Source organism: Microbacterium lacus, assembly GCF_044794305.1.
GTDB lineage: Bacteria > Actinomycetota > Actinomycetes > Actinomycetales > Microbacteriaceae > Microbacterium > Microbacterium lacus_B.
Genome location: NZ_CP084996.1, coordinates 24663 through 40737, shown reverse-complemented (window position 1 = coordinate 40737; position 16075 = coordinate 24663). Strand labels below are relative to the sequence as shown.

The following is a 16075-nucleotide window of genomic DNA, read 5'->3' as shown; positions in this document are numbered from 1 at the left end:
CGGGGCTTTTCAGGGGCGCGGCGGGCTTCCCGGGCGCGACGACGCGCGCGGACGCTGCGGTCGAATCGCTCACTCGGTCTCCTGATGCCCCTGGGGGTCACCCCCGTCAGATTCTGCGGAGGCCTCGCGCGACAAAGTCAGCAGCGCGCCCCGCTCTACTTTAGTCAACTCGCGTGCCTTGCCCACTGGGAGGGTTCCCAGGTGCAGCGGGCCGAATTGGCGACGGACGAGATCGATGACCGGAAACCCAACCTCGGCAAGCATCCGGCGCACGATGCGGTTGCGGCCGGAGTGCAGGGTGATTTCGACCAGCGACGCCCGGGTACCCGCATCCAACAGCCGGGCCTTATCGGCCGCGATCGGACCATCCTCGAGGTCGACGCCCTTGGTGAGCCGCGCGATGGTTTGCGGCAGCACACGGCCTTCGACCTTCGCGATGTAGACCTTGTCGACCCCGAAGGAGGGATGCGAGAGGACGTGCGCGAGGTCGCCGTCGTTGGTGAGGATAAGCAGGCCGCTGGTTTCCGCATCCAATCGCCCCACGTTGAAGAGGCGCTCTTCGTACTCCCGCGTGTACTGCCGCAGGTCGGCGCGGCCTCGATCGTCGGCGAGCGAGCTCACCACCCCGGTGGGCTTGTTGAGCATGACGTAGCGCTTTGACTGATCGAGCTGGATCGCGGTGCCGTCAACGTCGACCAGGTCTACTTCGGGATGGATGCGGTTGCCCAGTTCGGTGACGACCTCACCGTTGACACGCACGCGCCCTGCGACGATCATGTTCTCGGCGACGCGCCGCGAAGCGACACCCGCGTTCGCGAGAACCTTCTGCAGCCGGATGCCCTCTTCGCTTGCTTCACTGCGGATGTCGTTCATCGTGTTGCCTCACTGTCGAATCCATCGGCGCCGTCGTCGAGCAGCGGCGAAATGTGCGGAAGCTCGTCGAGCGAGTTGATGCCGAGATTCACCAGCAACGCGTCGGTCGTGCCGTAATTGATTGCTCCGGTCTCGGAGTCGGTGAACAGCTCGGTGATGAGCCCTCGCGCGAGCAACGTGCGCACGACAGAGTCGACATTGACGGCGCGAATGGATGCTACTTGCCCGCGCGTGACCGGCTGCTTGTAGGCGATCACGGCCAAGGTTTCGAGCGCCGCCTGCGACAGACGCGACGGTGCTTGGGAGTTGACGAACTCAGTCACGAGATCGTCATGGTCGGCGCGCACATAGAGCCGCCAGCCGCCGCCGACTTCGCGCAGCTCGAAGCCGCGCCGCGGACCCGAGCGCAGTCCGTCGTAGTCGGCTACGAGCGTCTCGATCGCCTGGCGCACCGCAGGAACGGGTGCCGAGACCGCCGCGGCGAGCGCCACCAGGCTCTGCGGTTCTTCAACGATCAGCAGAATCGCCTCGAGGCGGCTCTGCACATCGCTCATCACCGCGGGAACGGGATCGTTCATCGTCTCGGTACCCACCTGCGGGTCATCGGTCATAGTCGGCTCCTAGAGTCGCAAGGTTCTCGTCAGACCACCGTTCGGCGGTCCAGCGCAAAGTCAGTTCGCCGAGGGGCTCCACCTGCTCGAAGGACAGGGCCGCGTGGCGGTAGAGCTCGAGGACTGAAAGAAAGCGAGCAACCACGACGCCCTGCTGCGTCACGCCACTCACGAGTTCGCGAAACGACAGCGCACCGGCCGCGCGCAGGAGCGTCACAACGACGGCAGCTTGCTCGCGGATGCTCACCAGTGGAGCGTGCAGGTGGTCGAGGCCGACGTGCGGAATCTCTCGCGGCGTCATCGCCAGCAGAGCGAGCGCAGCGAAGTCGTCCGGGGTCAGGGTCCAGACGAGCTCGGGCACCGCCTTGCGGTACTGCTCATCAAGCCGCACGGCACGCGTGTGGCGGCGGTCTTCGGCCTGAAGCCGTGTGGCAAACCATGTCGAGACCTGCTTGAAAGCGCGGTACTGCAACAAACGTGCGAACAGTAGGTCGCGGGCTTCGAGCAGCGCGACCGACTCGGCATCGACCAGCTCGCCCTGCGGCAAGAGTCCGGCGACCTTCATGTCGAGCAGAGTCGCCGCAACGACGAGGAATTCGGATGCCTCTTCCAGCTCTTCATCGGGCCCGAGCTGGCGCAGATAAGCGATGAACTCTGCGGTCACGGTCGACAGTGCGACATCGGTGATGTCGAGCTCGTGCTTGGAAAGCAGTGTCAGCAGCAGGTCGAACGGACCGTCGAACACTCCCAGGGTGACCCGGAACCCGGGCTCCGCCGCCTCCTCTGCCTCCGCTGACTCAACGATGTCCACGGACTGCCGCGCCTGATCGTCCTCAGGCGACGGCGCCACGGGCGATCAGCTCCCGCGCCAGGCGCAGGTAGGCCTGAGCGGCCGCATGCTGGGGCGCGAACTCGGTGATGGGCATGCCCGAGACCGAGGCATCCGGAAACTTCACCGTCCGACCGATGACCGTCTCGAGAACATCATCACCGAATGCTTCGACGACCCGCTCGAGCACTTCGCGCGAGTGAAGGGTGCGCGGGTCGTACATCGTGGCGAGCACGCCGTCGAGCTCGATGGTCGGGTTCAGGCGGTCGCGCACCTTGTCGATCGTCTCGATGAGCATCGCGACACCGCGGAGGGCGAAGAACTCGCACTCGAGCGGGATGAGCACGCCGTGGCTCGCCGTCAAGGCGTTCACCGTAAGCAGGCCCAGTGAGGGCTGGCAGTCGATCAGGATCACGTCGTAGTGCGGTGCGACCTTGCGCAGCACGCGGGACAGGATCGTCTCGCGGGCGACCTCGTTGACGAGGTGCACCTCGGCGGCCGAGAGGTCGATGTTCGCGGGGATGACATCGAGGTTCTCTGTGGCCGTATGCACGATCACGTCGGCGGGATCACGCTTGGTGTCGAGCAAAAGATCGTAGATCGTCGGCGACTCATGCGTCTGGATGCCCAGCCCGGCCGACAGCGCGCCTTGCGGGTCGAAGTCGACGGCGAGCACCTTGCGGCCGTAGCTCGCGAGCGATGCGGCCAGGTTGATCGTCGTCGTCGTCTTACCGACGCCGCCCTTCTGGTTGCACAGCGAAATGATGCGCGCAGGGCCATGGGTGTCGAGTTTGGGTGGTGTCGGGAATCCGCGGTAGGGACGCCCGGTGGGACCGATCGGAGTGTCGTCGTCCTTCTTCGCCACGGATGCTCCCATTCACTGCTTGTTCGCTCGATTCTAGCCACGGGAGCGCGTCTCGCCGTGATGCGGCCCGCGGTTCAGCGACCCTCGACACTACTCCGCGTGCCCTCAGCGCGCGCGCGGATGCGCCGTGACGTACACATCGCGCAGCGTATCGACCGTGACGTGCGTGTAGATCTGGGTCGTGGCCACCGAAGCGTGGCCGAGCAGCTCTTGAACGACCCGCACATCGGCCCCGCCCTGCAGCAGATGCGTGGCGAAGGAGTGCCGCAGCGTGTGCGGAGACACGTGTGCGGTGAGCTTCGCGCGGGTCGCGGCATCCTGAATCACGAGCCACACGCTCTGGCGTGACAGCGGAGCGCCCCGCGCCCCCAGAAACAGGCGGGGCGTCGACCGACCGCGACGCGAAAGCTCGGGGCGTGCGCGGGTGAGATACGCCTCGATCGATGCGCGGGCGTACGACCCCACCGGCACGATGCGCTCTTTCGACCCCTTGCCGCGGACGCGCACGACGTCGCCGTGCGCGAGGTCATCGACGTCCAGGTGCACGATCTCTGACACCCGCGCACCGGTGGCGTACAGCAGTTCGACCAGCGCGCGGTCGCGCAGGCCGACGAGGTCGCCCGGCTTCGCATCACCCGGTGCAGGTCCTGACGCATCGAGCAACTGCTCGACCTGATCGATCGTCAGCGCTTTGGGCAGTCGCTGCGCCTGCTTCGGCGGCCGGAGCCGCAGCGTGGGATCGTCCTGCTCGATTCCCTCGCGCGCGAGAAAGCGATGCAGACCGCGCACCGAAGATTGCAGACGAGCGAGGGAGGATGCCGCTACCTCCGGCACGGCCGACGCTCGCTCAGCCGCGAACGATGTCACGAGCGCCGCAGTGATTTCGCTCGTGTCGGTGACGGCGTGCTCGGCCAGCCAGGTTCGGTAGCCGGCCAGGTCGCGTCGATATGCCGACACAGTGTGATCGGAGAGTCCGCGCTCGATCGCGGTATGGCGCAGATACGCCTCCACCGCGCGATCGAGGTCCACAGCGGCTCTCTCCTAGGCCTGAGCGCGTAGCCGTTCGGCCGCCGCCAGCACGCCGACCGCGAGGATTCCGTTGCGCAGGCGCCCAGCGAGCACCGCCGACACGGCCTCGGCAAGCGGCATCCACTCGATCCGAATGTCGGCCTCTTCGTCTTCGCGCACGTGCGCCTCAGCGATCGAGGTCAACCCGCGCGCGAGAAACAGGTGCACGACCTCGTCGTTGCCGCCGGGAGTCGTGAAGATGCTCACCAGCTCATCCCACTGCGCAGCCTCGAGATCTGCCTCCTCGGCCAGCTCGCGGACCGCGGACTGCAGCGGTGACTCCCCCGCGACGTCGAGCAGCCCCGCAGGGATCTCCCAGTCACGATGGCGAATCGGATGCCGGTACTGCTGGATCAGCAGCACCCGGTCATGGTCATCGATCGCAACGATCGCGGCGGCCCCGGGGTGCGCGACGTACTGGCGGACGATTTCGGCGTCTCCGTAGCGCAGGGTGTCACTCCGGACGTCCCACACACGACCCTCGTAGACGAGCTCGCTCTCGACAATGTCGACCTCGACCGGCTCGTCGCGGATGTCGTCGTGGTTGCCTGTGTCCGAGTGGTCAATCATCCTCAACCTCGAACAGTTCGCTCGCGCTGTGACGCTCGAGCGCAGCGGCCACGAGCCCACGGAACAGCGGGTGCGCCTCGGTCGGACGCGAACGAAGTTCGGGGTGCGCCTGCGTGGCGATGTAATACGGGTGCACATCGCGCGGCAGCTCGACGAACTCCACGAGATCAAGGTCGGGATTCAGGCCCGAGAAGACGAGTCCCGCCGCGGCGAGCTGGTCGCGGTAGCGGTTGTTCACCTCGTACCGGTGGCGGTGACGCTCTTCAATACGGGTCGCGCCGTACACTTCCGCAGCGATCGTGCCCTCGCCGAGATCAGCGGGATACAGCCCCAGACGCATGGTGCCACCGAGGTCGCCGCTCTCGAGGATGTCGACCTGCTCAGCCATCGTCGCGATGACCGGGTGCGGGCTCTCGGGGTCGAACTCGCTCGAAGACGCTCCCTCGATGCCTGCCATCGTGCGGGCGTACTCGATCACCATGCACTGCAGCCCCAGGCAGAGCCCGAGCGTGGGAATCCCCTGTTCACGGGCGAACCGCAGGGCTCCGAGCTTGCCTTCGATGCCACGGATGCCGAAGCCACCGGGTACGACGATTCCATCGAGCGCTCCCAGAGCCTTTTCCGCCCCCTCCGGTGTCTCACACTGGTCCGACGGAATCCAGGTGATCTTCACCGCGGTCTCCTGCGCGAACCCTCCGGCCTTGAGGGCCTCGGTGACGCTGAGATAGGCATCCGGCAGATCGATGTACTTGCCGACCAGACCGATCGTCACCTCGTGCTTGGGGTTGTGCACGGCCTGCATGACCTTGTTCCAGCGCGTCCAGTCGACCTCGGCCGCCTTGGCGAGCCCGAGCGTACGCACGATGTACTCGTCCAGCCCCTGGTCGTTGAGCATCGTGGGAATGTCGTAGATGCTCGGCACGTCGATCGCGTTGACGACCGCGCCCTCATCGACGTCGCACATGAGGGCAATCTTGCGCTTGTTGGCTTCGGTGACCGGACGGTCGCTACGCAGCACAAGCGCGTCTGGCTGAATACCGATCGAGCGCAGGGTGGCGACGGAATGCTGCGTGGGCTTGGTCTTCTGCTCACCCGAGGCACCCATGAACGGCACCAGCGACACGTGCACGAAGAACACGTTCGCGCGACCCAGTTCGTGGCGAATCTGACGCGCCGATTCGATGAACGGCTGCGACTCGATGTCACCGACGGTGCCACCGATCTCGGTGATGATGACGTCGGGCTTCGGAGTCTCGTCCGCCTGCAGACGCATGCGGCGCTTGATCTCGTCTGTGATGTGCGGAATGACCTGCACGGTGTCGCCGAGGTACTCGCCGCGGCGCTCCTTCGCGATGACCTGCGAATAGATCTGGCCCGTAGTGACGTTGGCCGCCTGGCTCAGATCGATGTCGAGAAAACGTTCGTAGTGACCGATGTCGAGGTCTGTTTCTGCACCGTCATCGGTGACGAAAACCTCGCCGTGCTGGAAGGGGTTCATCGTGCCCGGGTCGACGTTGAGGTACGGATCCAGCTTCTGCATGACGACGTGCAGACCGCGCGCGGTGAGCAGGTTGCCCAAGCTCGCGGCCGTGAGTCCCTTGCCCAATGAAGAAACGACACCACCGGTCACAAAGATGTGCTTGGTCACTGTGTTTGAAGCAACCGTGTTCGAATTTTCCGTGGAAAGAGGTCCTGCGCCAGAAGTCTGCATCACGGGCTTTGATCCTATCAGCGGTCGTCGGTCCGCAAGCTGAGCAACTCACGGGCGTGAGTCAGCGCTGCGTCAGAATCGGGCATTCCAGAAAGCAATCGAGCCATCTCGGCCTCGCGTTCCGCGCCGTCCAGTCGTTTCACGTCAGAGGCCGTGACCGAGCCGTCGTGCGCCTTGACCACCGAAAGATGGTTGCTCGCAAAGGCAGCTACCTGCGCGAGGTGGGTCACCGCGATGACCTGAGATGACCGCGCCAGCCGCGCTAGGCGCCGGCCGACTTCGATGGCGGCCGCGCCACCGATTCCGGCATCCACTTCGTCGAAGACAAAGGTGGGCACGGGGTCGACCGAAGCGATGACGACCTCGATCGCGAGCATCACGCGGCTGAGCTCACCACCCGAGGCGCTCCGCGCGACAGAGCGCGGCTCAGCACCGGGATGCGGGGCCAAAAGGATCGCCACGTCGTCACGCCCGAACACCGAGGGCTGGCTGGGGGTCACGGCGATCTCAAGCCGCGCATCGGGCATCGCGAGCTCGCGGAGCTCGATCGTCACGGCAGACGCAAGACGGCCGGCGGCGTCGACGCGCGCAATGGTGAGCGCTGCGGCGCTTTCGTCGAGGGCGGATGCTGCGGCTTCGCGCTCGACCGTCAGTCGCTCGACGCGATCACCGTCATCATCGAGTTCGGCGAGGCGTGCGGAGCCCGATTCGAGCAGCTCGATGGCCGCATCGAGCGTGCCGTGCGTGCGGACGAGCGCGCCCAGCGCGGCCCGGCGTTCTTCGACCGCGGCGAGTTCGTGCGGGCCGGACTCGTCGAGATCGGCGAGGAATGTCGAGAGGGATGCCGCCACATCGGCCGTTCGATAGCCGAGGTCGGCCAGCTGGTCCGCCACTTCTTCGAGAGCGGGGTCGTGTGCACGCTCGAGAGCCCTGCGCGCCTCGGCGAGAAGCGCGGAGGCGTCGGGCTGGTCGCCGTCGCCGGAGAGGAGCCCGTGCGAGGTCGCGGCTGCGAGGCGCAGTTCCTCAGCGTTGCCGAGGCGCTCGGCCCGCACCGCGAGTTCGGTGTCCTCGCCCGGCTGGGGCTGCAGCTGTTCGATTTCTGCGAGTTGTGCCCGCAGGTGCTCGGCCTCGAGCGCGCGAGCGTCCTGTTCGGCCACGAGCGAGGTCAGGGTCTGGTCGAGCTCTTTCCATCGTTCGTAGGCGTCGCGGTATCCGGCGAGAGCGGATTGCAGCGGCATCCCACCGAATCTGTCGAGGGCGTCGCGCTGTGCTGATGCCGTGCGCAAGCGCAGCTGGTCGGACTGCCCGTGCACCACGACGAGCTCGTCGGCGAGGTCGGCCAGCACCCCGGCCGGTGCCGCACGTCCCCCGACCGATGCGCGCCCCCGCCCCTCGCTCGAGATGGAGCGACCGACGACCAATTCGGCCATGCCGTTTCCGATCGGCTCGACGTCTCCGCCGGCTTCCCGCACGCGGTCTGCGACGGCACCCTGCTCGGGCACGATCCAGATACCGTCGACGGACGCCTGGGCCGCACCCGCACGGACAGCGCCCGAGTCCGCGCGCTGCCCGAGAAGCAGTCCGAGCCCGGTGACGACCATGGTTTTGCCCGCGCCGGTCTCACCAGTGATCGCGGTGAAGCCCGGGCCCATCGGCAGCGTCGCCTCGGCGATCACGCCGAGATCGCGCAAGCGCATTTCTTCGATCACGAACCAGATCCCACAGCCGGCGAATCCTGAACGACGGGTCCGCGCCATCCCTCGACGGGCAACTGGAACTTGCGCACGAGACGGTCTGTGAAGGCGGACGGATGCAGCCGAGCCAAGCGCACGGGTCGGTCCGAACGGCGCACGACCACGCGCGCACCCGGCGGCAGTTCGTGCGACCGACGACCGTCGCACCAGAGTATGCCGACACCGTTCGTGCGCTCGAGAACCTCGATGGCGACAGCATGCTCGGGCCCGACTACGAGGGGCTTCGCGAACAGGGCGTGTGCCGACAGTGGAACGACGGCGATCGCCTCGACCGTGGGCCAGATCACCGGACCGCCGGCGGAGAAGTTATACGCGGTTGACCCTGTCGGGGTCGACACGACGACACCGTCGCAGCCGAAGGATGACAGCGGGCGACCATCGATTTCGATGACGACCTCGAGCATCCGCTCTCGGCTCGCCTTCTCGACCGTCGCTTCATTGAGCGCCCAGGTCTCGTACATCACCGCGTCGATCGAGTCCTTCACCCGCACGTGCAACGCGAGACGATCTTCAACGAAATAGTCCCGCGCGATGACGCGACGGACAGCGTCGTCGAGCTCGTCGCGTTCGATCTCAGCGAGAAACCCTACGTGCCCCATGTTGATGCCCAGCACGGGCGCGGTGCCCTCGCGGACGAGTTCGGCCGCGCGCAGAATCGTGCCGTCACCGCCGAGCACGATAGCCAACTCGATCGCGGCCACCGAAACCTCGACGTCGAGGGTGGCGACATCCGCGAGCTCGGGCAGCGCGGCGATGAGGTCAGCGTGGTCATCTGCGGCGAGCACCGGAGTCGCGCCCGCAACCCGCAGCGCCGAAATTACGCGGTCGGCTGCCTGGACGGTATCTTCGCGATGGGCGTGCGCGACGACGAGGATGTTGCGGTGCGGCTGTGTCATTGGCTCCCCGCCAGTCGATTCACGGTGCTCAACCATTCTGTCGGATTGCTTCCACGCCCCGGGGCGAGATGAGCGATGTACTCAGAATTGCCGTGCGTTCCCAGGATCGGCGACGGCACGAGACCGAGCACACCGAGCCCGGCATCCCATGCAGTCCACAGCACGCGCGCCACGGCGTCGGCGCGCAGGACGGGGTTGGTGACGAGGCCGCCCTTGACCGCGGTGCGGCCGACTTCGAATTGCGGCTTGATGAGCAGGACGACATCGGCGTCCACTCCGCACACGCCGCGCACGGCAGGAAGCACGAGGTCGAGCGAGATGAAGGAGAGATCACCGGTGATGATGGTCGGCAGTTCGTCGAGGCTGCTGGCTTCCGCGAGCGATTCGGGGGTCATGTAGCGGACGTTGAACCCTTCGACAGAGATGACCGAAGAATCGTCAGCGACGGATGCTGCAAGCTGCCCGTGACCGACATCCACAGCGATCACCGGATCGGCGCCTCGTTCGCGCAACACCTGAGTGAATCCCCCGGTCGAGGCCCCCATATCGAGTGCCAGTCGTCCGGAGACATCGATATCGAACGCGTCGAGCCCCGTGATCAACTTGTGCGCCGCACGACTGACGTAGTGGTCGGAACCGGCAACCTCGATCGGGTCGGCGTCGGCGACGGGCGTGGATGCCTTGACCACCGGTTTGCCCCGCACGCTGACGAGTCCGTCGGCGATGAGGGTCGCTGCATGGCTGCGCGAGCGCGCGAGCCCTCGCGCAGCGAGCGCTGCGTCCAATCGCTGGGTCATCGCAAGATCAGGAGGATGGCGTCGGCGCGGACGGATCCGCGTCGAGCTTGCGCACGAGCGAGTCGTGCAGAGATTCGTAGGCTGCCGCACGCGTCGCCAGCGGTTGCGCCTCGATCACTTCGAGAGCCGATACGAGATCGTCAGCGCCTTCATCGCGTGCTGTGTGATCCATGAACCCCACAATACGTCCCATCCCCGACGCCGCCGGCTGTCAGGGCCGGTGGAACGGATCCGCGTAGAGCTGTTCGGGCACTCGGAAGCCGAAGATCGCCCGGCCCGTATCCCAGATCGCCTTCGCGCTCGCGCGCAACAAGTCGACGGGGCTTTCGCCCGCTGCGAGAATCTGAACATCCGGGCCATCGATCCGTACGCGCGCGCCACGCACAGTGACGACGCCATCACGCACCGTCGCTTCGGGGTAGGGCTCGTGCAGTTCGCGCAAATCGCCGAGGATGAACGTCGGCTGCGATCCGGGCGGGGCTGCCAGCACGTGCTTGGGCCGATCGATCCCGGTGAGCACGAGCGCCGACGGAATTCCGGCGCGGTTCGCTCCGAGGATGTCGGTATCGAGGCGATCACCGAGGAAGAGCGGATGCTTCGCCCCGAACCGAGCTACCGCCTCCTGGAAGATCGGAACCTCCGGCTTGCCCGCGACTGTAGCGAGTCGCCCGACGGCGGTGTGGACAGCAGATACGAGCGTCCCGTTTCCTGGAGCGATTCCACGCGCCTGCGGGATCGTCCAGTCCGTGTTCGTGGCGATCCACGGGATTCCGCCCTGATCCTCGGGCAACGCCAGCGCATACGCCGCCTCGGCGAGCTGAAACCAGCCCACTTCCGGCGCAAAGCCTTGCACGACAGCGGCTGGCGACTCCTCAGCGCTGCGCGTCACGATGAATCCGGCCTTCTCGACCTCCGTGACGAGGCCGTCGCCGCCAACCACGAGCACCGTGGAGCCTGGCGGGATCCGCTCGACAAGCAATCGCATGGCCGCCTGGGGACTCGTGACGACTTCATCGGGTGCCGTTGCCAACCCCAGGTCAGACAAGTGTGCGGCGACCGAAGCATCCGTGCGCGAGGCGTTGTTCGTGATGTATGCGAGCCGGCGGCCATCGCGCGCAGCGTTGAGGCTCTCCACCGCGTGCGGGAGCGCACCCGCGCCGGCGTAGACGACACCGTCGAGGTCAGCGAGCAGGACGTCAACCCCGTCCAATGGGGTCGAAAGAGGGGTCGCCGAAGGGCGACGCCCCGAGAACAGCGCCACTACGCGTCCCGACCGTCGTCCGATGTCGGCTCATCGTCTGCTCGCGGTGCCGACGCGTTGTCGTCTCCATACTTGGCGTCGACGTCGAGGTCATCGTCGTCTTCTTCCGAATCGTCGTCGAGGTCATCGTCGAGGTCATCCTCGATCTCGAAGACCTCCTCGACCTCGATGGTCTCGAGATCGCCCTCGCCGCTGGCGGCATCGAGCGCGTCGGCGGCGACAAGTGCTCGGCGCTGCCAGATCTGCGCTTCTTCGTCTTGACCGAGCTCTTCGAGCACAGCAGCACGCGCTGCGAAGAGGGACGGGCTCCACTCGAAAGCGCGGTTCGGATCGAGCTCGGGAATGTCGAGCTCGCTCAGCGCGCGCTGTGGGTCGCCGAGGTCGAGACGGGCGCCCGACATCGCGATCGCGAGCTCCACACGCACGGCGGCAGGGAGCGTCGAGCGGTCGACCGCGCGGCCGGCCTCGAGCGCGCGATCCGCGCGTCCGACTCCGCGTTCGCTGTCGACCATCAGAGCAATCTGATCGTCCTTGCCCGAGATTCGGCGGTAGGTGCGCAGTTCGCGTAGCGCAAGCGCATAGTCACCGGTCGCGTAGGCGGTGATGGCCAGCGTCTCACGCACAATCGCGATGCGTCCAGCGCGACGGGATGCTGACACCGCGTGCTGATGCGCGAGTTCAGGGTTCTCTTCAATCAGCGAAGAGGCCATCGCAAGGTGACGTGCCACCCATTCCGCGTTCTCCTTGGTCAGAGTCTTCAGTTCGTTGCGGGCACCCGCATTGAGATCCTGCGGCGTGACCTCGTCCGGAAGGAACGGGTCGTCGTGGTGCGACCGCACCGGCCGCAGCGCGTCCTGCATCGGATCGCGCGGCGGACGCTCGGCGCCCGCCCGCGGTGCGTGCTGGCGCCGGTCGCCATCGCGGGGCGGGTACGACTTACGCTCCCCATCGCGGGGCGGGTACGACTTACGCTCCCCATCACGCGAGGCATAAGGTTTGCGGTCGCCATCGCGGGGCGGGTACGACTTACGCTCCCCATCACGCGAGGCATAAGGTTTGCGGTCGCCATCGCGGGGCGGGTACGACTTACGCTCCCCATCGCGAGGAGGATACGACTTACGCTCCCCATCACGCGAGGCATAAGGTTTGCGGTCGCCATCGCGGGGAGGATACGACTTACGCTCCCCATCGCGAGGAGGATACGACTTACGCTCCCCATCGCGAGGAGGATACGACTTACGCTCCCCATCACGCTTGACGTAGGGCTTTTTGCCTCCGCCGCTGGCGGGCGGGCGGCTGCCGTTGCCGGCAGCTCGAGAGGAGTTGTTGTCCCCACGTCCGGAGTTCTGCGGTCGCTGCTCGTCGCGATCGCGCCTGTCGTCGGCCATGGATTCTCCCCTGCACTCTCACCAAATCATGGCGGATGTCGCGTTAACGCGAAATGGCCACCCAGCGATGGGTGGCCATTTCTCGAAAGAAGTCCGGCGGTGTCCTACTCTCCCACAGGGTCCCCCCTGCAGTACCATCGGCGCTGTGAGGCTTAGCTTCCGGGTTCGGAATGTAACCGGGCGTTTCCCTCACGCTATGGCCGCCGAAACACTATTGATGTTTCAATCTGCATAACAAAGTCATTGTCATGCGGTTCTCGACCGTACATCGAGAACCACTCAGTGGACGCAAGCACCAAAAACGGTGTGTTATCAAGTCATCGGCTTATTAGTACCGGTCAGCTTCACGCGTTACCGCGCTTCCACATCCGGCCTATCAACCCAGTAATCTGGCTGGGAGCCTCTCGCCCGAAGGCATGGAAATCTCATCTTGAGGCCGGCTTCCCGCTTAGATGCTTTCAGCGGTTATCCATCCCGAACGTAGCTAATCAGCGGTGCTCCTGGCGGAACAACTGACACACCAGAGGTTCGTCCAACCCGGTCCTCTCGTACTAGGGTCAGATCCTCTCAAATTTCCTGCGCGCGCAGCGGATAGGGACCGAACTGTCTCACGACGTTCTAAACCCAGCTCGCGTACCGCTTTAATGGGCGAACAGCCCAACCCTTGGGACCTACTCCAGCCCCAGGATGCGACGAGCCGACATCGAGGTGCCAAACCATGCCGTCGATATGGACTCTTGGGCAAGATCAGCCTGTTATCCCCGAGGTACCTTTTATCCGTTGAGCGACAGCGCTTCCACAAGCCACTGCCGGATCACTAGTCCCGACTTTCGTCCCTGCTCGACCTGTCAGTCTCACAGTCAAGCTCCCTTGTGCACTTACACTCGCCACCTGATTGCCAACCAGGTTGAGGGAACCTTTGGGCGCCTCCGTTACTTTTTGGGAGGCAACCGCCCCAGTTAAACTACCCACCAGGCACTGTTCCTGAACCGGATTACGGTTCGAAGTTAGATATCCAGAGTGACCAGAGTGGTATTTCAACAATGACTCCACATGAACTGGCGTCCACGCTTCAAAGTCTCCCACCTATCCTACACAAGCCACACCGAACACCAATACCAAGCTGTAGTAAAGGTCACGGGGTCTTTCCGTCCTGCTGCGCGTAACGAGCATCTTTACTCGTAATGCAATTTCGCCGAGTTCGCGGTTGAGACAGTTGGGAAGTCGTTACGCCATTCGTGCAGGTCGGAACTTACCCGACAAGGAATTTCGCTACCTTAGGATGGTTATAGTTACCACCGCCGTTTACTGGGGCTTAAATTCTCAGCTTCGCCTTGCGGCTAACCGGTCCTCTTAACCTTCCAGCACCGGGCAGGCGTCAGTCCGTATACATCGTCTTGCGACTTGGCACGGACCTGTGTTTTTAGTAAACAGTCGCTACCCACTAGTCTCTGCGGCCTCCAAACGCTTTTGGGAGTAAATCCCTATACGCCGAAGGCCCCCCTTCTCCCGAAGTTACGGGGGCATTTTGCCGAGTTCCTTAACCACGATTCTCTCGATCTCCTTGGTATTCTCTACCTGACCACCTGAGTCGGTTTGGGGTACGGGCGGCTTGAACCTCGCGTCGATGCTTTTCTTGGCAGCATAGGATCACCCACTTTTTATCCGCATCGTGTCTCAGCCTGTATGAGTGGCGGATTTGCCTACCACTCGGCCTACGCACTTGCACCAGGACTACCATCGCCTGGCTTGGGCTACCTTCCTGCGTCACACCTGTTAATACGCTAACCGCCTCAGCATAGGGTCGTGCGCTAGGCCCAGAGCGTCACCCCGAAGGGATCAGTCACTGGGATTCAGACACTTAGCATTACTGGATTGGTTTGGGCGGTTCTTCGCCGGTACGGGAATATCAACCCGTTGTCCATCGACTACGCCTGTCGGCCTCGCCTTAGGTCCCGACTTACCCAGGGAAGATTAGCTTGACCCTGGAACCCTTGGTCTTTCGGAGGACATGTTTCTCACATGTCATTCGCTACTCATGCCTGCATTCTCACTCGTGTAGCCTCCACGGCTGGTTCACACCGCCGCTTCGCTGGCCACACGACGCTCTCCTACCCATCAATACGGCTGGACCACGAAGGCCTACCAATAATATCAATGCCACAGCTTCGGTGGCGTGCTTGAGCCCCGTTACATTGTCGGCGCGGAATCACTTGACCAGTGAGCTATTACGCACTCTTTCAAGGGTGGCTGCTTCTAAGCCAACCTCCTGGTTGTCTAAGCAACTCCACATCCTTTCCCACTTAGCACGCGCTTAGGGACCTTAGATGGTGGTCTGGGTTGTTTCCCTCTCGACTATGAAGCTTATCCCCCACAGTCTCACTGCTGCGCTCTCACTTACCGGCATTCGGAGTTTGGCTGACGTCAGTAACCTTGTAGGGCCCATCGGCCATCCAGTAGCTCTACCTCCGGCAAGAAACACGCAACGCTGCACCTAAATGCATTTCGGAGAGAACCAGCTATCACGAAGTTTGATTGGCCTTTCACCCCTATCCACAGCTCATCCCCTCAGTTTTCAACCTAAGTGGGTTCGGTCCTCCACGAAGTCTTACCTTCGCTTCAACCTGGCCATGGATAGATCACTTCGCTTCGGGTCTAGGACATGCGACTGAATCGCCCTATTCAGACTCGCTTTCGCTACGGCTACCCCACTCGGGTTAACCTCGCCACATATCGCTAACTCGCAGGCTCATTCTTCAAAAGGCACGCTGTCACCCCTACTAAGGAGGCTCCAACGGTTTGTAAGCAAACGGTTTCAGGTACTATTTCACTCCCCTCCCGGGGTACTTTTCACCTTTCCCTCACGGTACTTGTCCGCTATCGGTCATCTGGGAGTATTTAGGCTTATCAGGTGGTCCTGACAGATTCACACGGGATTTCTCGGGCCCCGAGCTACTTGGGATACTCTTCGCGCCAAGGGAGGCATTTCGACTACGGGGTTCGCACCCTCTCTGACTGGCCGTTCAAAGCCATTCGTCTATACCTTCTTGTAACGCCGGCTGCTCGGCAGAGCAGCCTGAAAAGTCCCACAACCCCGAATACGCAACTCCTGCCGGATATCACACGTACTCGGTTTAGCCTGTTCCGGTTTCGCTCGCCACTACTAACGGAATCGCGGTTGCTTTCTCTTCCTGTGGGTACTGAGATGTTTCACTTCCCCACGTTCCCTCTACCCGCCCTATATATTCAGGCGGGAGTCACTGGGTCGGCACGCCGCCCAGCGGGGTTTCCCCATTCGGACACCCTCGGATCAAAGTGTGCTTATCCACTCCCCGAGGCTTATCGCAGATTGCTACGTCCTTCTTCGGCTCCAGATGCCAAGGCATCCACCGTTTGCTCTTAAAGACTTGATTCACATGAGTTTTATCAGAATCGACATCGGACCGAAGTCC

General features: G+C 63.8%; 13 protein-coding genes and 2 rRNA genes. All 15 read right to left on the bottom strand.

The features are described 5' to 3' along the window. Nucleotides 1-69: 69 nt before the first annotated feature. The 15 genes from LG299_RS00195 to LG299_RS00125 all read right to left on the bottom strand — a co-directional run bounded on the left by LG299_RS00195 (nucleotide 70) and on the right by LG299_RS00125 (nucleotide 16036). Nucleotides 70-873, bottom strand: coding sequence for a pseudouridine synthase (locus LG299_RS00195; RefSeq protein WP_404432355.1), 804 nt, complete (start codon nucleotides 871-873; stop codon nucleotides 70-72). Continuing rightward, nucleotides 870-1484 (bottom strand): SMC-Scp complex subunit ScpB, encoded by a 615-nt coding sequence (scpB, locus tag LG299_RS00190; protein WP_404432353.1) that lies wholly within the window; start codon nucleotides 1482-1484, stop codon nucleotides 870-872. The genes LG299_RS00195 and scpB overlap by 4 nt, the downstream gene beginning before the upstream one ends. Then, nucleotides 1474-2334, bottom strand: a complete 861-nt coding sequence (locus LG299_RS00185) for a segregation and condensation protein A (protein WP_404432351.1) — start codon at nucleotides 2332-2334, stop codon at nucleotides 1474-1476. Before LG299_RS00185 ends, scpB begins: the two co-directional genes overlap by 11 nt. Next, nucleotides 2318-3190, bottom strand: a complete 873-nt coding sequence (locus LG299_RS00180) for a ParA family protein (RefSeq protein WP_404432349.1) — start codon at nucleotides 3188-3190, stop codon at nucleotides 2318-2320. Before LG299_RS00180 ends, LG299_RS00185 begins: the two co-directional genes overlap by 17 nt. A gap of 93 nt (nucleotides 3191-3283) precedes the next feature. Beyond that, nucleotides 3284-4207 (bottom strand): site-specific tyrosine recombinase XerD, encoded by a 924-nt coding sequence (xerD, locus tag LG299_RS00175; RefSeq protein ID WP_404432347.1) that lies wholly within the window; start codon nucleotides 4205-4207, stop codon nucleotides 3284-3286. 12 nt (nucleotides 4208-4219) lie between these two features. Further along, entirely contained in the window at nucleotides 4220-4816 is a 597-nt protein-coding gene (locus LG299_RS00170) for an NUDIX domain-containing protein (protein ID WP_404432345.1), read from the bottom strand. After that, the gene (locus LG299_RS00165; protein ID WP_404434748.1) at nucleotides 4809-6527 is read right to left on the bottom strand and encodes a CTP synthase; all 1719 of its coding nucleotides are present in this window, start codon (nucleotides 6525-6527) and stop codon (nucleotides 4809-4811) included. Before LG299_RS00165 ends, LG299_RS00170 begins: the two co-directional genes overlap by 8 nt. A gap of 17 nt (nucleotides 6528-6544) precedes the next feature. Beyond that, nucleotides 6545-8236: a DNA repair protein RecN gene (gene recN, locus LG299_RS00160; RefSeq protein ID WP_404432343.1), complete on the bottom strand. Its 1692-nt coding sequence runs from the start codon at nucleotides 8234-8236 to the stop codon at nucleotides 6545-6547. After that, nucleotides 8233-9177, bottom strand: a complete 945-nt coding sequence (locus LG299_RS00155) for an NAD kinase (RefSeq protein ID WP_404432341.1) — start codon at nucleotides 9175-9177, stop codon at nucleotides 8233-8235. The genes recN and LG299_RS00155 overlap by 4 nt, the downstream gene beginning before the upstream one ends. Next, nucleotides 9174-9974 (bottom strand): TlyA family RNA methyltransferase, encoded by an 801-nt coding sequence (locus LG299_RS00150; protein ID WP_404432339.1) that lies wholly within the window; start codon nucleotides 9972-9974, stop codon nucleotides 9174-9176. The genes LG299_RS00155 and LG299_RS00150 overlap by 4 nt, the downstream gene beginning before the upstream one ends. 7 nt (nucleotides 9975-9981) lie before the next feature. Then, nucleotides 9982-10146: a hypothetical protein gene (locus LG299_RS00145; protein WP_404432337.1), complete on the bottom strand. Its 165-nt coding sequence runs from the start codon at nucleotides 10144-10146 to the stop codon at nucleotides 9982-9984. A 39-nt stretch (nucleotides 10147-10185) separates the two neighbouring features. Beyond that, the gene (locus tag LG299_RS00140) at nucleotides 10186-11235 is read right to left on the bottom strand and encodes an HAD-IIA family hydrolase (RefSeq protein ID WP_404432335.1); all 1050 of its coding nucleotides are present in this window, start codon (nucleotides 11233-11235) and stop codon (nucleotides 10186-10188) included. Then, nucleotides 11235-12095 carry a hypothetical protein gene (locus tag LG299_RS00135; protein WP_404432333.1) on the bottom strand — a complete coding sequence of 287 codons (861 nt, stop codon included), beginning with the start codon at nucleotides 12093-12095 and terminating at the stop codon, nucleotides 11235-11237. Before LG299_RS00135 ends, LG299_RS00140 begins: the two co-directional genes overlap by 1 nt. A 619-nt stretch (nucleotides 12096-12714) precedes the next feature. Next, a 5S ribosomal RNA gene (gene rrf / locus LG299_RS00130) occupies nucleotides 12715-12831 on the bottom strand. A gap of 100 nt (nucleotides 12832-12931) precedes the next feature. Continuing rightward, nucleotides 12932-16036: ribosomal RNA gene (locus LG299_RS00125) — 23S ribosomal RNA — on the bottom strand. Nucleotides 16037-16075 lie beyond the last annotated feature (39 nt).